The sequence below is a fragment of the Sphingobacterium alimentarium genome (assembly GCF_004342685.1).
Classification (GTDB): domain Bacteria; phylum Bacteroidota; class Bacteroidia; order Sphingobacteriales; family Sphingobacteriaceae; genus Sphingobacterium; species Sphingobacterium alimentarium.
Genome location: NZ_SMBZ01000034.1, coordinates 1 through 21,788, shown reverse-complemented (window position 1 = coordinate 21,788; position 21,788 = coordinate 1). Strand labels below are relative to the sequence as shown.

General features: G+C 39.0%; 21 protein-coding genes. 16 read left to right on the top strand and 5 right to left on the bottom strand.

Translation table 11 applies throughout. The features are described from left to right. Nucleotides 1-87: 87 nt before the first annotated feature. Nucleotides 88-1,437 carry a DUF6600 domain-containing protein gene (locus tag EDC17_RS11915; RefSeq protein WP_132778297.1) on the bottom strand — a complete coding sequence of 450 codons (1,350 nt, stop codon included), beginning with the start codon at nucleotides 1,435-1,437 and terminating at the stop codon, nucleotides 88-90. A 332-nt stretch (nucleotides 1,438-1,769) separates the two neighbouring features. Between EDC17_RS11915 and EDC17_RS11910 the strand changes: the two genes are divergently transcribed. From EDC17_RS11910 to EDC17_RS11890, 5 genes are read left to right on the top strand one after another with little or no spacing between them, the layout of a single operon-like run. Then, nucleotides 1,770-2,540, top strand: a complete 771-nt coding sequence (locus tag EDC17_RS11910; RefSeq protein WP_132778296.1) for an MlaE family ABC transporter permease — start codon at nucleotides 1,770-1,772, stop codon at nucleotides 2,538-2,540. A gap of 2 nt (nucleotides 2,541-2,542) precedes the next feature. Continuing rightward, nucleotides 2,543-3,316: an ABC transporter ATP-binding protein gene (locus tag EDC17_RS11905; RefSeq protein ID WP_132778295.1), complete on the top strand. Its 774-nt coding sequence runs from the start codon at nucleotides 2,543-2,545 to the stop codon at nucleotides 3,314-3,316. A gap of 12 nt (nucleotides 3,317-3,328) precedes the next feature. Further along, nucleotides 3,329-4,318, top strand: a complete 990-nt coding sequence (locus EDC17_RS11900; RefSeq protein WP_132778294.1) for an MlaD family protein — start codon at nucleotides 3,329-3,331, stop codon at nucleotides 4,316-4,318. Between the two features lie 23 nt (nucleotides 4,319-4,341). After that, a complete protein-coding gene (locus EDC17_RS11895) occupies nucleotides 4,342-5,034 on the top strand; it encodes an RluA family pseudouridine synthase (protein ID WP_132778293.1) in 693 nt (230 codons plus the stop codon). A 45-nt stretch (nucleotides 5,035-5,079) separates the two neighbouring features. Continuing rightward, on the top strand, nucleotides 5,080-5,340 hold the full coding sequence (locus EDC17_RS11890; RefSeq protein WP_132778292.1) for a hypothetical protein: 261 nt from the start codon (nucleotides 5,080-5,082) through the stop codon (nucleotides 5,338-5,340). A 34-nt stretch (nucleotides 5,341-5,374) separates the two neighbouring features. Here the strand turns inward: EDC17_RS11890 and EDC17_RS11885 are convergent, their stop codons facing one another. Continuing rightward, on the bottom strand, nucleotides 5,375-5,659 hold the full coding sequence (locus EDC17_RS11885; protein WP_132778291.1) for a DUF4286 family protein: 285 nt from the start codon (nucleotides 5,657-5,659) through the stop codon (nucleotides 5,375-5,377). Between the two features lie 102 nt (nucleotides 5,660-5,761). On the opposite strand from EDC17_RS11885, the gene EDC17_RS11880 reads away from it, so the two are divergent. From EDC17_RS11880 to EDC17_RS11840, 9 genes are all read left to right on the top strand, one after another. Beyond that, the gene (locus tag EDC17_RS11880) at nucleotides 5,762-7,645 is read left to right on the top strand and encodes a S9 family peptidase (RefSeq protein WP_132778290.1); all 1,884 of its coding nucleotides are present in this window, start codon (nucleotides 5,762-5,764) and stop codon (nucleotides 7,643-7,645) included. Beyond that, entirely contained in the window at nucleotides 7,645-9,321 is a 1,677-nt protein-coding gene (locus EDC17_RS11875) for a sensor histidine kinase (protein WP_132778289.1), read from the top strand. Before EDC17_RS11880 ends, EDC17_RS11875 begins: the two co-directional genes overlap by 1 nt. A gap of 4 nt (nucleotides 9,322-9,325) precedes the next feature. Then, the gene (locus tag EDC17_RS11870) at nucleotides 9,326-10,021 is read left to right on the top strand and encodes a response regulator transcription factor (protein WP_132778288.1); all 696 of its coding nucleotides are present in this window, start codon (nucleotides 9,326-9,328) and stop codon (nucleotides 10,019-10,021) included. 144 nt (nucleotides 10,022-10,165) lie between these two features. Then, the gene (gene greA, locus EDC17_RS11865; RefSeq protein WP_132778287.1) at nucleotides 10,166-10,639 is read left to right on the top strand and encodes a transcription elongation factor GreA; all 474 of its coding nucleotides are present in this window, start codon (nucleotides 10,166-10,168) and stop codon (nucleotides 10,637-10,639) included. Between the two features lie 217 nt (nucleotides 10,640-10,856). After that, nucleotides 10,857-11,270, top strand: a complete 414-nt coding sequence (locus tag EDC17_RS11860) for an HIT family protein (protein ID WP_132778286.1) — start codon at nucleotides 10,857-10,859, stop codon at nucleotides 11,268-11,270. 34 nt (nucleotides 11,271-11,304) lie between these two features. Continuing rightward, the gene (locus EDC17_RS11855; RefSeq protein ID WP_132778285.1) at nucleotides 11,305-11,952 is read left to right on the top strand and encodes a DedA family protein; all 648 of its coding nucleotides are present in this window, start codon (nucleotides 11,305-11,307) and stop codon (nucleotides 11,950-11,952) included. Between the two features lie 16 nt (nucleotides 11,953-11,968). After that, entirely contained in the window at nucleotides 11,969-12,511 is a 543-nt protein-coding gene (locus EDC17_RS11850) for an inorganic diphosphatase (RefSeq protein WP_132778284.1), read from the top strand. A gap of 4 nt (nucleotides 12,512-12,515) precedes the next feature. Next, nucleotides 12,516-13,832, top strand: a complete 1,317-nt coding sequence (locus EDC17_RS11845; RefSeq protein ID WP_132778283.1) for a hemolysin family protein — start codon at nucleotides 12,516-12,518, stop codon at nucleotides 13,830-13,832. Between the two features lies 1 nt (nucleotide 13,833). Beyond that, nucleotides 13,834-14,550 carry a 16S rRNA (uracil(1498)-N(3))-methyltransferase gene (locus EDC17_RS11840; RefSeq protein WP_132778282.1) on the top strand — a complete coding sequence of 239 codons (717 nt, stop codon included), beginning with the start codon at nucleotides 13,834-13,836 and terminating at the stop codon, nucleotides 14,548-14,550. On the opposite strand, the gene EDC17_RS11835 is transcribed toward EDC17_RS11840, so the two are convergent. Genes EDC17_RS11835 through EDC17_RS11825 form a run of 3 tightly spaced genes read right to left on the bottom strand, consistent with a single transcriptional unit; the run spans nucleotide 14,547 to nucleotide 17,101 of the window. Continuing rightward, on the bottom strand, nucleotides 14,547-15,029 hold the full coding sequence (locus EDC17_RS11835; protein ID WP_132778281.1) for a hypothetical protein: 483 nt from the start codon (nucleotides 15,027-15,029) through the stop codon (nucleotides 14,547-14,549). The two genes, EDC17_RS11840 and EDC17_RS11835, sit on opposite strands and share 4 nt — an antisense overlap. After that, the gene (locus EDC17_RS11830; RefSeq protein WP_132778280.1) at nucleotides 15,030-16,466 is read right to left on the bottom strand and encodes an ABC transporter permease; all 1,437 of its coding nucleotides are present in this window, start codon (nucleotides 16,464-16,466) and stop codon (nucleotides 15,030-15,032) included. It lies immediately after the preceding gene. An 8-nt stretch (nucleotides 16,467-16,474) separates the two neighbouring features. After that, nucleotides 16,475-17,101, bottom strand: coding sequence for an ABC transporter ATP-binding protein (locus tag EDC17_RS11825; protein ID WP_132778279.1), 627 nt, complete (start codon nucleotides 17,099-17,101; stop codon nucleotides 16,475-16,477). A 272-nt stretch (nucleotides 17,102-17,373) separates the two neighbouring features. Here EDC17_RS11825 and EDC17_RS11820 point away from each other — a divergent pair, with 272 nt between their 5' ends. Both EDC17_RS11820 and EDC17_RS11815 read left to right on the top strand, forming a co-directional pair. Next, a complete protein-coding gene (locus tag EDC17_RS11820) occupies nucleotides 17,374-20,238 on the top strand; it encodes a TonB-dependent receptor (RefSeq protein ID WP_132778278.1) in 2,865 nt (954 codons plus the stop codon). Nucleotides 20,239-20,332: 94 nt separating this feature from the next. Further along, nucleotides 20,333-21,523 (top strand): hypothetical protein, encoded by a 1,191-nt coding sequence (locus EDC17_RS11815; RefSeq protein WP_132778277.1) that lies wholly within the window; start codon nucleotides 20,333-20,335, stop codon nucleotides 21,521-21,523. Nucleotides 21,524-21,788: the final 265 nt, after the last annotated feature.

Genomic DNA, 21,788 nt, shown 5'->3' with positions numbered 1-21,788 from the left:
TCGAAAGTACATAAAAAAAGCGAGCTAGCATGAAGCTGGCTCGCCAAAATTGATAAATTATGATACTTATGTTGAATCCTAAATGGATTATCTTCTGCTTCTTTCCGAATTGCCAGAACCTCCACCACGTTGTGTATTGCCTGAAGATCTATTATTAGAAGCTGGCGTAGATCGCTCTACACGTGAGGATGACCCTCTGCTTACGCTAGTAGGGTTGGAGCTACGTACACTACGTTCCTGTGTTCTTTGCTCACGCTGTGGTTGGGCACGTTCTACACGTTGCGGTTGCGATCTTTCAGCTCTTTGCGCTTGTGGGCGCTCTGCACGTTGAGGTTGTTGCTGTACATTTTCTCTGCGTGGTGTAGCTGTTTCACGTGTACGTGCTGCGTTTTCTCTTGCATTCGTATTGTTGCGCTCTACTGGCGTACGTTCTACTGTTCTCGGGCTTCGTTCCCTAGTGTTGGTGTTCGTATTACCTCGTTCTACTGCAGTGCGTGAATTTGTATTTCTGTTGTCAACTGCTCGCTCTTGCGTGCGGTTATCTCTATTTCTGATTGTGCTATTACCGTCGTTGTCTATACGCATTTCACGTGTAGCGCTTCTTGCAGCACTTCTATCAGCAGTATTTCTACTGTTGTTTCTGCTTTCTTCACGTGCAGTCTTTGCAGAACGTCTTTCAGAAGATGTAACCGAACGGTTAGATGTTCTATTGTTGTCACGATCTGGACGATATATAGATACACTTCTGCTATCCGTACGTGACGCACCAGGACGATCAGATTGTCTTACACTTCTTACTTCTACTCGTCTACCGATAGCACGCTCCATTTCCTTGCGAGAAGGACCACCATAGTAATGATTATTGTTCACAACATAGGTGTTGTTGATGATAGTTGTTCGGTTGTAGATATTAGTGCGACCATAGTGTGCATGTCTATGGAAATTGTGCGAGTAAATATATCTTGCAGGTGTAAAGCACCAAGCAGATACAGGAATGTGAATAGAAATGTTAACACCACGGTGAGGCATCATCGGAGCCCAACCATAATATCCATTTCCTGAACGCCATTCTACCCAAGCTGGTCCCCATTCATATCCTGGAATCCATCCCCAGCGATTGTAAGAGGTATATACCCAGCGGCCGTAGTGAAACGGTGCCCAGCCCCATTCGTAGTTAGAAACCCAAGTATTACCATACTCTGTCATAGCCCAGTAGCCATTCGAGCTGTATGGTCTGAAGTCTCTTCCCGCATCTGGATACCAAACATCACCATAGTTAGGGTCCATGTCCCACTGTCCATAAGGTGACAATTCGTTATAGAATAAATCCAAGGATACTTGTCCATAAGCTTGTGCTTTCGCATTGTTTATAGACAAAACGCTGGAAAATGCAATCATTAAAGCTGCTATTAAGGCGGTGAATTTCCAGTTTTTCATGTTCTGTATATTAAAATGTAAATATTTTTTATCTGTACTCAATTTTGTTGGTATGACAATAAAAAAGGAGGTAGGGTTTAATTGGCAGATGGTAATATTTTGCTTAACAGTCAAAAATATTGATGCTTAATTGCTATGTGGCTTTTTCGATTTACATCCTGCTGTCATTTTCTGTTTGCTTTTACGTTATATATAATGATTTAAAACAATTTTTCATTTATTAGTATTTGTAAATTTAGGTATGCGTAAGGGTATGACCTAAAAATTTGTACATTTGCGTTGTGCTTTATTTAGGGCACTTTTTAATTTTTATATAGGTATAAGAGATATAAATGGGAAGGAAAATCAATAATTTACTCCTCGAATTTGCTAGGTTGCATCGTTTTTTGATGCGATTTTTTCGCGAAGTTGTGAGCCCACCATTTGAGTTTAAAGAGATAATAAGACAATGTTATGAAGTTGGGTGGAAATCCTTTCCATTGATTTCGTTGACTGGATTTATCGTTGGTTTTGTATTTACAAAGCAATCTAGACCTTCCTTAGAAGAGTTTGGCGCTACCTCTTGGTTGCCAGCTTTGATTTCTATCGCTATCGTTCGCGCGTTGGCACCACTGGTGACGGCATTAATTGCTTCGGGTAAAGTGGGGTCGCAAATAGGGGCAGAGCTGAGTTCGATGAATGTGACGGAGCAGATAGATGCCATGGAAGTGTCGGGTACTAACCCATTCAAATTCTTAATTGTGAGTAGGATAGTAGCTACAACTTTGATGATTCCTGTGTTGTGTTTCTACGTTGCTGGCATTGGTCTGTTTGGAGGGTATCTAAGTATTACTTCCAAAGATGATTTGAGTTTACTTAGTTTTTTTACCCAGGTATTTGAGTCTATCCAAATGATAGATTTGTTTGCTATGGTGTTGCGTGCTGTGGTATTCGGTTTTACCATTGGTTTTGCCAGCTGTTATGTAGGCTATTATTCATCCAAAGGTACAGAGGGAGTGGGTATTGCTGCCAACTCAGCCGTAGTCGCTTCGATGTTTATTGTATTCATCGAAGAATTATTGATTGTACAGCTTTTAGGTTTTATCACACCACTAATTAGCTAATCATGGAAAAGAGTAAAGCAATAATCAATTACGATAAAGCTGTAATTGATGTCGATAAAGTAAGTAAGTCTTTTGGAGACAGGCAGATTCTACATGATGTGGATATGCAACTATTCGAAGGGGAGAACTTGGTGGTGTTAGGTCGTTCGGGTACGGGAAAATCCGTATTGATCAAACTCATATCGGGTTTGTTGAAACCGGATTCCGGGACAATTAATGTGCTTGGCGAAGTGGTAAATGACTTAAGTGAGCGGGATTTAATGAAATTGCGTTTGAAAATTGGGTTTTCTTTTCAAAATAGTGCATTATACGATAGTATGACTGTGCGTGAAAATTTAGAATTTCCCTTAGTTCGAAACAAGCGTAATCTGACGAGAGCTGAAATAAACAAAGAAGTAGAGGATGTATTGGAAGGAGTGGGCTTGTTGCAAGCGATCAATCAGATGCCATCAGAGCTTTCGGGTGGACAGAAGAAAAGAATTGGTATTGCCCGTACCTTGATATTACGCCCTGATATTATGCTTTATGATGAGCCGACCGCTGGTTTGGATCCGATTACTTGTCTCGACATCAATACTTTAATCAATGAGGTGCAGGAGCGATACAAAACCTCTTCCATCATTATTACCCATGACTTGGCATGTGCAAAGATGGTGGCTGACCGCATGGTCATGTTATTGGATGGCAGATTCGAAAGACAAGGTGCCTTCTCGGAGATATTTGATACGGATGACGAACGTGTAAAACCGTTTTACGATTATAATTTTATAGTATAAAATACATTGATAATGAGTGCTTCAGAAAATAAAAGATCATTAATAGTAGGACTTTTTGTTTTTATTGGGTTGATAATATTAGTAGCCGGTATTCTGGTAATGGGTACGCAGCAAAATAAATTCAGCAAGAACATTAAGGTTACTGCATTTTTCAAAGATGTAAAAGGATTGAAAGTCGGAAACAATGTTTGGTTTTCGGGTGTGAAAGTGGGGATAATAAAAGAGATTGCATTTGAAGGTGTTGAGAATGTGCGTGTTTCGATGAATATCGAAGAGAAAAACAGTCAGTTCATCCGTAAGGATGTGGTGGCTACTTTAGGTTCGGATGGTCTTATCGGTAACTCCATCATTAGCTTAGTGGGTGGTAATCCACAGACTCCACAAATCGCTGATGGCGACGTGTTGAAAAGTGGTGCCAGCGTGGGCATGGAGCAGATGATGGGCATGTTGCAAGAGAATGGTACCAATCTATCTGTTATTACTTCTAATTTTGCTAAGCTATCTCAACAGATGGTAGATGGTAAAGGTACTGTAGGCGCTTTGATGACGGATGATGACATTGCGAATAATCTAAAGACCTCAGTTCAATCCATGAATAAAGTGATGAGCGATGCCAATGTTGCGGTTAATAATCTTGTTGCGTTGACGCAAAAATTGAATAGTAATCAAGGTCTTATCCACGATTTGACTACAGATACGAAAGTATTTGCTTCTTTACGCGAAGCTGCTGCACAATTGCAGGGTGTGACACAGACTGCAAATGCTTTGGTCGAAAACTTAAATCAGACCTCAGCGCGCTTGAATGATAAAGACAATGCTATTGGTGTATTGACAAATGATCCCGAGGCAGCGAATGAAATTAAGCAAATCCTTCGCAATCTTAATACTAGTACACAAAAGTTGGATGATAATATGGAAGCACTCCAAAGTAACTTTTTATTCAGAGGATTCTTCAAGAAAAGAGAAAAGGAAGCAGATAAAGTTGCTGAAGAGATAAAATAATAGTGAGGGCTTTAAAAGAAGAAATGTCGGTAATTACAGAGAGTGATATCTTATTCGAAGACAATCACTTGATAGCTATCAATAAAAAAGGCGGAGATATCGTTCAGATCGATGATTCGGGAGATAAGTCTCTTGAAATCATGGTCAACGAATTTTTGACAAAGAAGTATAATAAGCCCAATGGAGCTTTCGTGGGCGTGATCCATCGATTAGACAGGCCTGTTAGTGGCATGATATTGCTCGCCAAAACGAGTAAGGCGCTGGATCGCATGAACAGAGCTTTTCACGATCGAAAAGTTCAGAAATCATACCTCGCAGTAGTCAAAGAAAAGCCTGCGCAACAAGCTGGTAAGCTCGTGAATTGGCTTTTGCGTGATCGCAAAAAAATGATTACTAAAGCTTATGATCGACAAGTGAAAAATGGTACATATGCTGAGTTGGATTACGAAGTGATCGGCAGGCTGGATGGCTATTATCTTTTGAAGATCAATCCACTGACTGGGAGAACACATCAGATACGCTGCCAGTTGGCATTTATGGGCTGTCCTATCGTTGGCGATAATAAATATGGATACCCTCGCGGTTCATTGCGCCGCACAATATGCTTGCATTCTCGCTCATTAACTTTTCCTCATCCGGTCAAAGAAGAAGAGATGACCGTAGTGGCACCACTGCCAGAAGATGGTTTTTGGGAAAAATTTAATGTGCTGTTGTAATAAGAACTTACAAAAATTTGATAATTAAATCCTTACCTTTGAAGTATGAAATTGTTCCGGATTTTGATATTGTGCGTTAGTCTTGCTATAGGCTCGAATGCTGTTACGATTACAGAAGCACAGGCACAATGCGCTATGTGTTCCTTAAATGCAGAAAACAGTACACAGAATGGAAATACACAAGGCCAAGGTTTGAATGATGGAATCTTGTTCTTATTGGCTATGCCTTTCTTAATTGGGGCAGGAGTCGCCATACTGTGGTACAAAAAATATAGACATAAAGAAGAAAAGTCTCCTATTTTTTAGGAGACTTTTCTTCTTTATAGCCAATTGCCTGATTCTACAAGTACTTCATGGTACTATCAAACAAAAATGCTTTTTCGTGGTGATTCGTGGAGATATACTCTTGCAGAACGATCAATTTTTCCTGTTGAAACTTCGGAATATCCGACGCATATTCGAAATTAAATTGTATGGAATAAGTATGCCCTTCATGCGGCGAATCCAGAATCTTCAAGTATTTTGGTTTTTCCGATAAGGTTTGAAACCAGTTGTTTGTCACCCAATTCATTAGAATTTCGTGATTGTCATTTTCTACAATGATAGAGATATTATACAGATACATGTCGCAAAGTTAGGAAAAGGTATTTATTCCGCTGTAAAAATAAGGTTGCAATTGTTATAATCTCTCAAAAAATTGCTTTATTTGAATAGGAGTAAATACCATATGAACACAAAATTGTTAGTTAATGTGCTGTTATTATCAATAAGCTTAATGTTGGTAATAGGATGTAGTGAGCGTGTTCACGACCAAAAAATTCCGATTGAGGATTTTTTTGACAAGCCCGATCATTCAAACTTTAAAATTTCACCCGATGGTAAACATATTGCTTACCTTGGATTAGAAGATCATTGTAAAAATATTTTTGTCTTAAATCTGGAGAATCCTGATTCTTCCAAGCAACTGACGTATCAGAATAGTATGAATGTGCAATACTATTTTTGGGCTACGCAGGATACGATCGTATTTTCCAATTCGGAATCTTACAAGGATAGTTTGCGTCTATTCACCGTCGATGTACATACCGAAGAAATCCGACCATTACTCGCGCCCTCCAAGCATTCGCTGGACTGGGTGAAGCCGGCACGTGCTTTTAATGGTTCGCTATTAGCGCGAATGAATAGAAGAGATTCGACGATTATCGATCTGTATAGGATTCCATTAGCCGGTGGCGAACCTCAACTCGTAGATGAAAATATCCATGATTTCAAAGAATGGTTCGTGTCCTCGGATGGCAAGGTGAGATTGGCATTATCCAGCGACAGTGTAGAAGATCGCTTGTGGTATAGGGAAGAAGAGTATTTGCCTTATCGCAATGTCTTGGAAACGGATTTTTCGTCCTTAGTCTATCCCTTGGGACCACTCAAAAACTCCAAACAGAATGTCTATGCGCTATCGAACCGTGGTCGGGACAAAATGGCTGTTGTCAATCTGGACTTAGAAACTGGTACAGAGACTATTCTTGCTAAAAATGATGATGTAGATATGAATGGAGACGGCTATTCCTTCACCCGTCAAGAACTCCTTTTCTCTACAGCCTATAATAAGAAAAAGGAAACGGTCATCCATAACGAGCAGCTGAAACATATTTACAAAACCATTTCTTCACAATTTGAAGGCAATAGCGTAGATATTATCGATGTAGACAGTTCTTTTCAGACTGTATTATTCAAAACATATACGGATACCAATCCGGGTGGAATATACTATTACTACAAAGGCAAGATTAAGGAACTTACACCAATTAATCCTGCATTGAGTAATAAAAAATTACCAGCCATGGAGGAAGTGGCTTTCGATTCTCGGGATGGCAAGCATATCAAAGGATATATTACTTATCCATTGGAAAAAAAGGATAAATATCCGGTCGTGGTTTTGGTGCATGATGGACCTAATCGTCGTGATGTATGGGGTTTTAATTCGGAAGTCCAGTTTCTCGCAAATAGAGGGTATGCTGTATTTCAAGTGAATTATCGCGGTTCGGTAGGATTGGGCAAGAACTTTTATGTGTCAGGATTTAAGCAATGGGGTGGTGAGATTCAGAATGATATTAATGATGGCGTAGCCTGGTTGATTCACAAAGGAATCGCCGACAAAGACCGTATTGCGATAATGGGAACTGGATTTGGAGGATATTCCGCATTGTATGCGGCTTGTTTCAACCCAACATTGTACAAATGTGCGATTTCTTCATCGGGCTATATTAACCTTTTTGCGTATTTCAAGGAATTTCCGCCTTACCTCAACTCTTATAAACAGCTGTATTATAAAATTATAGGTGATCCACAAAAAGAGTACGAACTTTTCAAAGCTATTTCCCCGCTTTTCCATGCGGAGAAAATCAGGATGCCTATACTTATGTTTCAAGGAGGTAAAGACCGCTACAATAGCATGACCGATGTCAATCACTTCGTACAAAAACTGAAAAGCAACAACGTACCATATCAATATGTGCTGAAAGAAGACGAAGGACGAAGATTTAAGAAAGATGAGAATATAGTAGAGTTTTATCAGACGATAGAGAAATTCTTGAAAGAGCAATTAAAATAATGGCAAAGATTGATTCGAGATATAGAAAAAACTTTGGCTTACTGCTGGTGTTCTTGCTTTTCGTGACTTTATTGTTTGTTATTTCCGTGTTTTTCGCACGCACTATTACTTCCAATTTCGTCCAAACGGACTTTAACAACCGCAAAGCTGAAGTATTCGACGAGACTATTAAGGATTTCAATGAATTCTTTCAGGAGAAAATTCCAGAGGTCGCTTACTATCAAGGTTTTATGGATTCGGTCCAAGCAAAGGAATTTTCCAGTACGGTCTTGCGTAAATATCCTTTTGTACAGAAGATAGAATTTTCGGATATCGTCTTTACGAATATTGATTCGGCACAGCGGCAGATGCGTATCGGTAATTTTGGTGCATCTTCTAAATCCAGTTATCAGTATCAGCTGAGCGCAGATTATCGCTTACAAAGTACCAAACAAACAGCGAGTGGAGATCTTTCTTCGAATGAAGAACTGTACAGTGTTTTTTTGCGTTTGTGTACATGGCTGGGCCGCGATCAGATTGATACCACCAAGATTGCAAATACGGAGATATATAAGCTTTTTTACAACATACAGCCTGGTAAGATTTCTTATCTAAATATACCACGCATGACGGATATTCTGGCCTTTCGCAATATGATGATAGATGCCAATTATCAAAAATCCGTCTATGAGCAGGATTTTTATGTGTTCTACATTTTGCCTACTAAGATGCAGGTCAAAAATAAATATACAAACCTGTATGAAAAGGTATCTATCAAGCCTGTGGTGGATCAGTACGTCCTGAATGAAGACGTGTATCTGAAAACCGAAATAGCTTTGCCCGGGGCATTATCAGAATATAAGTTGCAATTTGAATCCTCGCAAAATCATATCTCTAAGGAAATAAACAAGAAATTTTTTCCTGTTGTGATTATTTTGATTCTTATCTATCTAATTTTGCTATCGTTAGGATATTTGATTTATCGGAATGTATTGACCAACAATCGGATGTACCAACTTCAATACGATTTTATCAATAATCTGACCCATGAATTTAAAACTCCGGTGAGTGTGATAAAAATTGCGGGTAATAATATCAAAAGTGCGGAGCAATTAAGCGATGGGGATAGAGCCATGTACGGCCGTATATTGGATCAGGAGGCAGACAAATTGAATAGTCTGATGAATAAGCTGCTTTCGTTTGCACAAATCGAAAACAAATCCATCAAATTCAATGGTGAATATATAGATTTAAAAGAATTTAGTCAGCATATATTCGAATCCACGCGGATCAAATACCCCGATTTGGAGTTGCAGACACGCGTCAGAGTGAAAGATGAAATCTATGCAGACCCTGTTTTGCTGACTAGCGTGTTTCAGAATTTAATAGATAATGCTTACAAATACTCCAGCCCCAGCAAGCGGTTTTTGGAGATAAATGTTGAACAAACTAAGAAAAATTTTGTTATTTTATTCAACGATCGGGGGATAGGTATAGATAAGAAAGAATTTAATAGTATTTTTAAGAAATTTTACCGCGTCAAAAACCAATTTAATCAACAAGGAAGTATTGGACTGGGATTAGCATTTTGTAAAGAAATAACCGAATTCATGGGCGGTGAAATTAAAGTTGAAAGCGAATTGAATGTAGGAACGTCATTCACGTTAGTATTTCCTACAGAAGTCAAAAATGGATAAAAATATGGATAAAGATATTACAGTTGCTGTCATTGAAGATGATGAAAATTTACGTTTTTTGATCAGCCACCGTTTGCAGACTGAGCGCTATAAAGTAGTGCAGGCTGGTAATGGTGATGAGGCAGAAGAGTTAATATTATCTGTACAACCGGATATTGTTCTTTTGGACTGGATGCTTCCCGGCAAGGAGGGTATCGATGTGTGTCGATCCGTACGTAATAAGGGATTCGAACATATCATCATTATGATGACCGCAAAATCGCAAGATGTCGATAAGATCGATGCCTATAGCCATGGCATTACCGACTATATTACCAAGCCATTCAATATGGATGTATTGGTCGCTATGATTGATAATAAAGTCCGGTTCTTTGTGCCTAAAAATGCAAACAAAGATGTGTACGTATTTGGTAGCACCGAACATCATCCACAGATTCACTCACTCATACGTGATGGTAAGAAGATAGAGCTCACTATCTTGGAAAACAGAATTTTGTTGCATTTTCTTCAAAACATGGGTAAGGAAATCACGCGTGAGGAGCTGATGGAAGTGGTATGGGGGTATAGCTCCAATGTCAACACCCGTACACTGGATATGCACGTAGTGCGCTTGCGCAAGAAGATAGAAAGCAATCCAGATAAGCCTACATACCTACAGACAGTACGTGGCTTAGGCTATAAATTTGTGAACGAAGAATAGTTTATTACTAATTTGGAATATTGATTTATTTAATATATCTTCGTGTAGAACGATGAACAAGACCATTCTCTCCTGGAGCGAATGGTCTTGTTTATTTTTTTGTTAAATTTTTTTTGTTAATTAATTAAGTTAAAATATAAAATTATGGCAGAAGTAACTTATTACACCGAAGAAGGGTTAGCAAAACTCAAGGAGGAGTTACAGTACTTAAAGTCGGAAGGACGAGTTAAGATTGCTAACGCTATTGCTGAAGCAAGAGACAAAGGTGATTTGTCCGAAAATGCAGAATACGATGCTGCAAAAGAAGCTCAAGGCTTGCACGAGGCTAAGATTGCGAAGTTGGAAGAGGTATTGTCAAGTGCCCGTTTGATCGATGAGTCCAAATTGGATTTATCTAAAGTGTTGGCGTTGTCTATTGTACGTATTCGTAACAAAAAGAATGGTGCGGAGATGACTTATCAGTTAGTTTCGGAAACGGAGGCTGACTTGAAAGCAGGTAAAATTTCTGTTAAATCCCCAATTGCACAAGGCTTGTTGGGTAAATCCGTAGGCGATGTTGCCTTGGTACAGGTGCCAGCTGGCGAAATTGAATTTGAAATCTTGGATATTTCAAGATAAGCGTATGTAAAGGTTATGAGCGGTACTGCCATAACCGCTTATATTACTTTGCTATATCACACAAAAGGATTCTTTGTTAAAAAAAGAATCCTTTTTCATTTTTAGCTCGATTCCTAAAGTATTTAAATTGTAAGATGAATATCAAAACGCTGCCAATATTACCATATTGTCTTTGATATTTTGTTATATTTGCGGATACACTGATACGAAATATTATATGTCTACGATATTTTCCAAAATTATAGCTGGTGAAATACCTGCTTATAAAGTAGCTGAGAGTAATGATTATTTAGCATTTTTAGATATATCACCCCTTACACGAGGGCATGTATTGGTAATCCCTAAAAAAGAGACAGACTATATCTTTGATATTGATAACGATGAGTACATGGGCTTATGGGTGTTTGCAAAGATAGTATCGCAAGGTATTAAAAAAGTATTCCCCTGTGTGAAAGTAGGCGTGGCCGTAGTAGGTCTAGAGGTGGCACATGCCCATATACATTTGATTCCATTAAATAAGGTTAGTGATATGAGTTTTGACAAGCCAAAATTGTCATTGCCAGCAGATGAATTGCAGCAAATTGCCGATGATATACGTCAGGCGATTTCGGAAGTGACTAATGCAGAATAACACGTAGCAGAAGTCTTATAACGAACTAACTAGTATGCAAGAGTTTTTATTGTCATTCCAACAACTAATGGATCCCGAGTACTTACTGAGTAACGGCGGATTCTATATAGTATGTTTGATTGTATTTGCGGAAACGGGTCTCTTCTTTGGCTTCTTTTTGCCAGGAGACTATTTATTATTTCTAGCGGGGCTATTCTGCGCCCTTAATAAAATTGACGTAAGCATCACTACGATGTTTTTAGGCATTTTGGCTTCGGGTATTGCGGGTAATTTTGCTGGATATTGGTTTGGCCATCGAGCCGGGCCCATGCTTTTCAAGAGAGAAGATTCTTGGATTTTCAAGAAAAAATATATTGTCATGGCTGAAGAATTCTACCAGAAATATGGTGGAACTGCCTTAGTCATTGGTAGGTTTGTGCCAATAATTCGTACATTTGCACCCATATTTGCGGGGGTAGTGAAGCTTGACTTCAAGAAGTTTGTCTTGTACAATGTATTGGGCGCACTTGTTTGGGTAGGTCTTTTGACCTTATCTGGATACTATCTAGGAGCTTTATTCCCTGAAATCATCAATTATGTAGAATATATTGTGATAGGTATGATTGTCATTGCTTTCTTACCTATTATCATAGCTTTACTCAAGAGATGGTTGAAAAATCGAAAACAGAAATTAACAAAATAAACAGTAAGTAATATTAATGAGTACACAACATCCTTGGCATCAAGTGTCTCCTGGAGACGACGTGCCAAATTCAGTAAATGCCATAATTGAAATTCCTAAAGGTTCAAAAGCAAAATATGAAATTGACAAAGAGAGTGGTTTAATTAAATTGGACCGTGTATTATTCTCCTCTGTAATGTATCCAGCGAATTATGGATTCATTCCGCAAACATACTGTGATGATAAAGATCCATTGGATATTTTAGTCATTAGCTCCGTGGATGTATATCCTATGAGTCTGATCGAGGCTAAAGTAATCGGTGTGATGCACATGATCGATGGTGGTGAGCAAGATGACAAAATCATTGCCGTAGCTAAAAATGATGTATCTGTAAATTATATCAACGATCTATCGGAATTGCCCCCGCATACCATGAAAGAAATTGTTCGTTTCTTCCAAGATTACAAAGCATTGGAAGGAAAGAGCGTAGAAATTCAAAATTTATACGGTCGTGCGTATGCTCAAAATATTATAAAAGAGAGTATCGAACTTTATAATACTGAAATAAGAAATAAATAATCAAATGGCTCTCGATATTTTTTGGACGTTATTATTAGTCTGTGCAAATGGTTTTTTTGTCGCAGCTGAGTTTGCGATTGTCAAGGTAAGGGCATCGCAAATCGAGCTACAGGCCAAATCCGGTAGCAATGTGGCTAAAGTAGCAAAAAATATTACAGAGCATTTGGACAAATACCTAGCTGCCACACAGCTAGGTATTACTTTGGCTTCTCTAGGTCTGGGATGGATCGGGGAGAAGGTCATGACCAATGCGGTGCATCAGGCTTTTGGTTTGTTGGATATCGATGTTTCACAAGGTTGGGCAAAGGGATTAGGAATTGCTATTGCCTTCGGAACAATCACGTTATTACACGTAGTGCTCGGTGAGTTAGCGCCCAAATCTATCGCCATTCAAAAACCGGTCGCTACCACGATGAAGATTGCTGTGCCTTTACGCTTGTTTTATTGGCTATTAATGCCATTGATTTTTGTGTTTAATGGGTTGGCAAATTTCTTACTCAAGTTGGTAGGTATCGAACCGCACCCCAATGAATCCATTCACTCTTCGGAAGAATTGCAATATTTACTGGATAAAGGTAAAGAGTCGGGCGTATTGAATATGTCGGAGCATGAGCTTATCAAAAATGTTTTTGATTTTAATGAGCGTATTGTTAAGAATATCATGGTGCCGCGCACCAAAATTGTTGCTGTAGAAGTCAATGATTCTACGGAAGAATTTATCAAGACTGTCACTGAAGAAGGTTATTCGCGTATTCCGATCTATTCGGACAATATCGATAAGATCGTAGGGGTAGTACATACAAAGGATATTCTCCCTATTGTGGTGAAAGGTAAAGAGGTCGAGCTGAAAGACATTATGCGTAAGCCGTACTTTATCCCTGAAACCAAAAAAATCAATGATTTGATGGCTGAGTTCCAGCAGAAACGCATTCAAATTGCATTTGTATTGGATGAGTTTGGCGGAACGTCAGGTATGGTTACATTGGAGGATATTGTAGAAGAGTTGGTCGGTGATATTCAAGATGAGTATGATGAAGAAAACCCAGTGGTAGAGCAGATTTCGGAAACGGAATTTATGCTGGATGCTGGAGCCAATGTACATGATGTCAATGAATACCTTCCGATAGACTTACCGGAAAGTTCGGACTATGATACGATAGCTGGTCTAGTAAGTCATATCTTTGAAAAAATACCTGATGTGGGTGAATCTATGGAAGACTTAGACTACCGATTTACGATTATGAAGAAGACGCAGCAGAATATTGAGTACGTGAAGTTGGATGTAATCGAAAATACTGAAGACGATAACCAAGACTCTTAATATGCAACTTTTCTATACCTCAGATATTGAATCTCATCACACTTCATTTATGCTAAGTGAAGAGGAAAGTAAACATGCTATCCGTGTTTTGCGACTGAATGTGGGCGACAAGATTCATTTAATCGACGGAAGAGGAGGATTGTATGAGACCGAAATACTGGATGCTCATCCTAAGCGTACGACCTTAAGCATATTATCTGTACAAGAAAATTTCGGAAAACTTCCTTATGAAATCCACTTGGCGGTAGCGCCAACCAAAAATATTGATCGTATAGAATGGTTTCTCGAGAAAGCCACTGAAGTGGGTTTGTCCGAATATACTCCTATTATTTGTGAACATTCTGAGCGCAAAGAAGTAAAAGTCGAACGATTGGAAAAAGTAGCTATTGCAGCTATGAAACAGTCGTTGAAAGCTTATTTACCCAAGATAAATCCAGCTATTTCTTTCGCTAAATTTGTGGAAGCACAAAAGGCTAATGAAGATGTCCGTAAAGGTATCGCTCATTGTGTGGACGCCTCCAAATCGTACCTGTCTACCTCATTCGAGGCAAAACAAAAATACTTGATTCTTATTGGTCCTGAGGGGGATTTCTCCGAAAAAGAAATAAACCAGGCTTTGGAGACTGGTTTTATTCCTTTATCATTAGGAGAAGCTAGGCTGCGTACAGAAACAGCAGCATTAGCTTCTGTAATGGAAATCGCTTTATTGAATCGCTAATTTATAATTACCGCGTCTATTATTTGTATTTCAGCATTCCCTTTTAATGGCTCGGGATTGAATACCATTTTACCTTTAAGTTTTATTGGCTCTTCTGTAAATCGAACCGTTCCCTTTTTCATAAAAATCTCTATCATCGGTGGGATACCATTTGTTCCACAGAATTGACATTGTGCAATAGGCAATACAGATAACATGAATGTGCTGTGATTGCGGCCACTCGTCAATGGAATGAGGTAGCCAGGTACTTCTACGATTTTATTTTCCAGTTTTTTGAGTTCTGGTGGATAATGAGGGGTATACACCTTTTTATTGCCTGATGTAGTCACCTTATACATCATTTTGTCAATAGCTTCCCAAGTGCTATTCATCATAGGGGTATGGTCTGGAACATCAAGTCCCTGCATATTTCCATCAATTTGTGCGCTAGCGCCAAAGGAAACGAATGACAATAAAAGTAATATTAAATAATTCTTCATTTATTTGGATGATAGTATGTTTGAAATAGTTGTCTGATACGCTTTTATTGCAGGAAGGATACTAGCCAGTATACCTATTCCCATTGCTGCCAATAAAATTAATAATTCATTTGTATGTATAGCAAAAACCTGTATAAAATCTGCACTTTCGCTCGCCTGAAGGCTGATATAGTAAAGGATTAAATGCCCTAAAACTAATCCGATCACACCTCCGATACATGTTATTATTAATCCTTCGACTAATGTAATAGTGAAAAGTTTAGCCTTGGTTGCACCCAATGTACGCATGATGGCCAAGTCATATTTGCGATCCTTCATGGCATTATATAAACTAATGAATACACTGAATCCTGCGATAATCATAATGACATAAGCCAAGATGCCTAATGAATCAAAACCTACCCCCAGTAAAGAGAAGACCCTAGAACTTTCGATAGCGGGAGATGCAGCTTGCATTTGTGTACTTTGGTTTATCATTCGTGGAAGTACACTCAATGCCGTAGGTGAGCTGTACTTTACCAATAGGGCGGTGATTTCTACGCCATGATCTTCGATCATGTCTTGTCCGATACTTTTGATAAACGTGTTATTTTGTGGTTTTTCTGTAACCAATTCCTCTTCCTGTACATCGCTGCTGGTCGCTGCTGACGTATTTTTATCATGGTCATGATTATGATCATGTCCTTCATCGTGTGCGTGGTCAGCGTGGTCATGATTATGGTCGTCCTCGTTGTGCTCATGCGCGTGTCCATCATGATTATGGTCATGACTATGGTTGTGATCATGGTCATCATCAGCATGGATGTGCTCACCTTGATGGGCGATACCATGTACTTCCCAGACACTGGATAGATTACTTAATATCAGATTATCTACCACGGACTGAGCAGGCTCTAATATACCTACCACAGTAAAAGGATGGTCGTCATGTTGATGTGACTCCGCAGAAAGTCCGTGTGCACTAAATATCTTGTCGCCAATCTTGAGCGCCTGTTTGCGTGCCACTTCTGCACCGAGTACCACCTCAAAAGATTTTTTCCACAGTTGTCCTTCTTTAATTTTTAACTCATATAATTCTAAGAAGGTCTGATCTGTACCGATAATGCGATGCCCTTTATAGTTGTCACCTAATGAGATCGGTGTAGCCAGCTGAACCAAGGGATTTTCTGCAATTTTATTTGCTTCAGTCAATGGAATATTTCCTGTAGGATTGTCTACATGATATAGGGAGCTTAGTATCAATTGCATAGGGCTGCCTTTAGCGCCGACTACTAAATCTATATTCTTGGAATTATTTTCCAGCTGTTTTTCAAAAGTTACTGAACTAATGTATATGACGATTAGTATGGATACGCCAAATGCGGTAAGTAATACGCTTAATATTGCCGATCCCCATTGTTGGGATATATTTTTCCAAACCAAAGAAAATGTATTCATACGTGTTCTTATAATTGATAGGTGTTTGCAAAATAAGGTTTGATTCTTGTGTCGTGCGTAGCAATGAGGAGTGTAGCATCAAAATTTTCAGCTATCTCTAACAACAGGTCTATTGCATACTTCGTGTTGGTGTCATCCAACGCGGCAGTTGGCTCATCAGCGATCAAGACTTTTGGCTTGTTGATCACGGCACGTGCAATGGCTGCACGCTGAAGCTGCCCTCTACTGAGCTGTGTAGGATAACTATTTGCTTTATCACCAATCTGAAGTTTGTCCAGCACTTCGCGCACGGCTAACTTATCTTGTTTCTCTTTGGCAAGAAATTGAGCCAAGACAATGTTTTCTTCTAAAGTTAGATTTTTCAATAAATGAGCGTCTTGGAAAATAAATCCCATATTTTTTGCTCGAAAAAGGTCCCTTTGTTCTTCCGTCAAGGCATAGATATCCGATTCATTGATAAATACATTACCCGACTGTGGCTGCGACAGGCCTCCAAGCAGATGCAGTAATGTTGTTTTGCCACTTCCGGATTCGCCCAAAAGTAACGTGTGCTTATTCTTATCGACATGCACATCGGGGAATATTAATGGATTTGAAGAAGAATATTTGAAAATGAGATTTTTTGATCGTATCATAGATATTTTTTATTCAATCAATTTAGCGCTATCTAATGTTAAAGGTATCTACAAAAGATAAGAATAGAAAATTCTATTCAAATTATTACATCCCTTGTTTCTGGATTTAAAGTTAACAAATAATTAATGTTAAAGGGCTTAGATGCTGAAATATGCAGGCTCCGAACTTGCTTAACATGCTTTTAACATCTATTTGATAAAATGGTAATGCAGCCGTAATACTGAGCTAATGTATCCACTTTAGTTTTGTGTTAAATTAAAATTAACATAAGGTGGAAATAAATTGGATTAGCAGAAGCGTAGGTTTGATCGCGCTCAGTTTTGTATTAAACCATATTGCCTTCGCTCAGACTTCAGGAATAATTTTGGGTACCATTAAAAGTGAGAATAATAGCAATAAGATGGTATCTACATCTTATAAAGATACGGCCGCGTACCCATTGCATCTGTCAAATGTAGAAAGTCTGGTCGCGCCGAAGGAAGGATTGGGAATTCGCGGTAAAGTGGTCGATGTAGAAACTTTGGAACCTATGCCCGGAGTAAATGTTTCTATTCCACAGCATAATAAAGTAACTGTCACCAATGCGCAGGGTGAATTTTTAATTCCACTTGTGAAGAAAGGGAATTATAAGATCGTAACGAATTTTCTGGGATACAGCCCGGAAGAAATGGTTGTTGATGTACAACAAAAATGGGAATTTGTCAGTCTAGCACTTGTACATGAAGCTTCAGAAATGGAGGAAGTGGTCGTTTCCCGACGAAGAATTCAAGCAAGTGAACTGGCTATTCTGGAAGAGCGCAAAGCTTCGAATCTTTTCGTGGAGAAGATAGGCAACCAAGAGCTATCACGCAAAGGCATAGGTGATGCTTCTACGGCTGTTGCAAAATTGTCTGGAGTATCCAAGCAAGAGGGAAGTACACAAGTATATGTGCGTGGACTCGGCGATCGATACATCTCGACAACCATGAACGGATTACCTATTCCATCAAGCGACCCCAACCTTAAAAACATTGCCTTGGATATATTTTCTACGGATATCGTGGAATATGTAGGAGTCGATAAATCCTTCAACAGTAATATTAATGGTGATTTTGGAGGAGCTAGTGTAGATATTGGTTCTAAGAATTACACAGGCGACAGAATATTTGAAGTGTCGGTTGGATCGAGTATGAATACAAATGTTATTCAACAGAGTGGAGATTTTCGCTTACAAAGCGGTCCTAATTTTTGGGGTTATTCCAATTATTCTGCTCCGGCAGATGCGCAAGGTAGTTATCATTTTGCGAACAGTTGGGATCCGAATAAGAAAGCTGTTACTCCCATAAATTTTGGGATTAAAGTGGGTGATTCGTTTCGTGTAGGTGAGGAGGGACGCTTGAGTCTATTTGCATCGGCAAAGTTTGCCAACAGTTATATGAGTAGAAATGGAGTGAATGCCAATTTCAGTGCGCAAGGGGCGCCATTAAAAACTTTAACGCAAGAAAGACAGAGTTATGGCACCAATTCTACGGGGTTGATCAATGCCAATTATCAAATTAATAGCAAGCATCGAATCGGCTATAATTTCTTATACATCAATTCCAGCAATCAGACCCGTGATGCGTTCCGCGGTTTTATTCGTGATGCAGGGTCGGATGCCGAAAATAATCGTGGATTCATCAATCGAAATACATTTGATAATACGCAGTTGATCATCAATCAGGTACTGGGTAAGCACGCTATCACCGAAGCAGTGCAAGTGGATTGGGGATTAGCCTACAATATAGTGGATGGCAATATGCCTGACCGTATGCAAACTATGTATAGTCAACAAGCATCGGGTGATTTTCGTTTCATCCGCATCAATGCTGCTGATAACCACCGCTACACCTATTATTTAAAGGAAGATGAAATGGCTGCAAACCTTTCCGCTTCATACAAATTTGGAGTTTCCAATCCTGCTGTATTGCGCGTGGGGTATTCTGGTAGGATCAAGCAACGAACTTTTGATGTGATGCAACTGAATTTTGCCATCAAAAACGGATTGCATGAGACCACATCGATTGATCCGACAAATATAGATGAGTATTTGGGTGCTTCAGGTTTTGGAACCTTTTATGATCTGGTAGGTATGGCTGGTAATGCATTCCAATTTTACAATGGCGATCAAGATATTCATGCGGGCTATGCGACTTTGGATTATGCATTCAATGATAAATTGACCGCTGTCGTAGGGATGCGTTACGAACGAATTAAACAATTTGTGGATTACAACAGTATCGAATACCGACCTGGGAGTAATACACTGAATAAGAATGGAATTCTACCAAGTTTGAATTTGAAGTATGTCCTCAACGCGAAGAATAATCTTCGATTGGGAGCAAGTAAAACCTATACTCTCCCGCAGTTCAAAGAGCGCGTACGTTTTCCGTATGAAGATGTCACTCAGGTGGTCGTAGGCAACCCCTATTTGTACGCTTCGGACAATTACAATTTGGATGTGAAATGGGAAATGTTTCCTTCGGATGGTGAATTGTTTTCTGTAGCGGCATTTGGAAAATATATTCAGAATCCTATCAATGAAATAATGATTTCTTCTGCTTCAAACGATATTTCATTTGCCAATACGGGCGACAAGGGTTATGTGTATGGTTTGGAGTTAGAAGCAAAAAAATACCTGATAAATAACAGTCAAAATAAGATCTCGCTTGGATTCAATACGGCGATGATGAAAACAGATCAAAAGTTTGATGCCGCAAAAGTATCCACAGAAACAGAAGGCTTATTGAATATTGATCCTACGCATCCTCGATCCAACTTTACCGGAGCTTCTGATTTTATTGTAAACGCGGATCTTTCTTACCAGAAAGATATCAATACGGACAAAAATGTAATAGCTACGGTATTATATAGCTATTATTCGGACAAGTTGAATGCAATCGGTACAGGTGGATTGGGTAATCGTGTGGATAAGGGTATCGGTAGTCTGGACTTTGTCTTAAAAACAAAATGTAATAAAGCACTGGGGATAGACTTTAGCGCCAATAATATACTCAACCCCGAATTCCAAAGATGGCAAGAAAATACAGTGCCGGTGAAGGTATTATCCTATAAGCGTGGTGCGTTCATCAGTTTAGGCGTGAATTATAAATTCTAGTTAACAATTATTTCATAATCAGTTAATTACTACGACATACGATATTCATTTATTTGTATAACATTTCAACGCAAAACAATTAAAACATATAAAAATGAAAAAATCACTTTCCACAGTATTGTTATTAGCTTCGTTAACTTCGGCTCCCATGTTGTTCACGGCTTGTAGCTCAGACAATGATCCGATCGTAAATCCGATAGATGACATTCGCGAGAATCTAAAAGGAGAGATCAAAAATGGTGAACACATAATCTTGGAAACCGGCGTGTATAAGTTGACAGGAGCTTTAATTGTTCAAAATGGTGGTAAATTGACTGTCAAACCCGGCGTAGTTATCGAAGCGACACCATATCGTGATGGCGAAGAAATCCGATACATTGCCGTAGCACAGGGCGGTCAGATTTTTGCTGAGGGAACGAAAGAAAAACCCGTGATATTTACTTCCACCAACAAAACTCAACAAGCTTGGGGAGGTGTCGTGTTATGTGGTAAAGCACCTATTAATAAGGGCAATACAGCAAATGCTGAAGTCTCTGGATTACCTTATGGAGGTACGCAAGTTGATGATAACTCTGGAATTATAAGATATGCCCGTATAGAATATTCTGGTTATTCCTATTCTTCAGACAAAGAGTTCAATGGCTTATCCATGTTTGGTGTAGGTGCGGGTACGACAATTGAATATGTGCAGGTACACGAAGGTTCGGATGACGGCTTTGAGTGGTTTGGAGGTACCGTGAATACCAAGTATTTGGTGTCTACATCAAATGAAGATGATCTTTTTGATTGGACGGAAGGCTGGAACGGGACCAACGAATATTGGTATGGTAAAGAAGCTGCTAATAAGGGAAATAGAGGCGTAGAAGCTGATAATAACTCGAATAATCATCTTGCGGGACCCATCTCGAATCCTACAATCAAGAATTTGACGTTGATAGGGCGTGGTGCTTCGAGCTCGGAGCCGCAGGCTATGAAATTGCGTGTAGGCACGAAAACAAGTATGGATAATGTGTTTTTAAGCAACTGGTCTGTAGGGATAGATATTGAGCACGATGAAAGTGTCGGCTATGTAACTGACGGAAGTTTGAAAATTTCGAATGTGAAATTTGAAAACATTACAACGAAATCAAAGGGTACGAAAACCGTTCCACAAGGATCTCCCGAAGGTACCAAAGGTGCAAGCGTAGATGTTTCAGCAGCGTTCACCGAAAATAATAACGCGACGGGTGCAGGTGCTGGATCAGGGACACCAGAGTGGGCAAAAGGTTGGACAGTAGGAATTTAGTATAGTAGGAATATAGTTAATCAAGGGGCATAACTTCGGTTTTGCCCCTTTTCTTATGTGGTTTTTTATTTACATTTATTTTTATTAATAATTAATTCCAAGTACGTTTTAAGTTAAATATTTAAATTTAATTGTAATTATAAATTGATTTAAAGTAACTACTCAGGTTCTTTTTTTTCTTTCTTGACTTGATCTCAAGGCGTATTTTTTTCAATTTTCATTTTCAGGAATTTAGGTCATTTTATCCACATTTCACTGTATAACT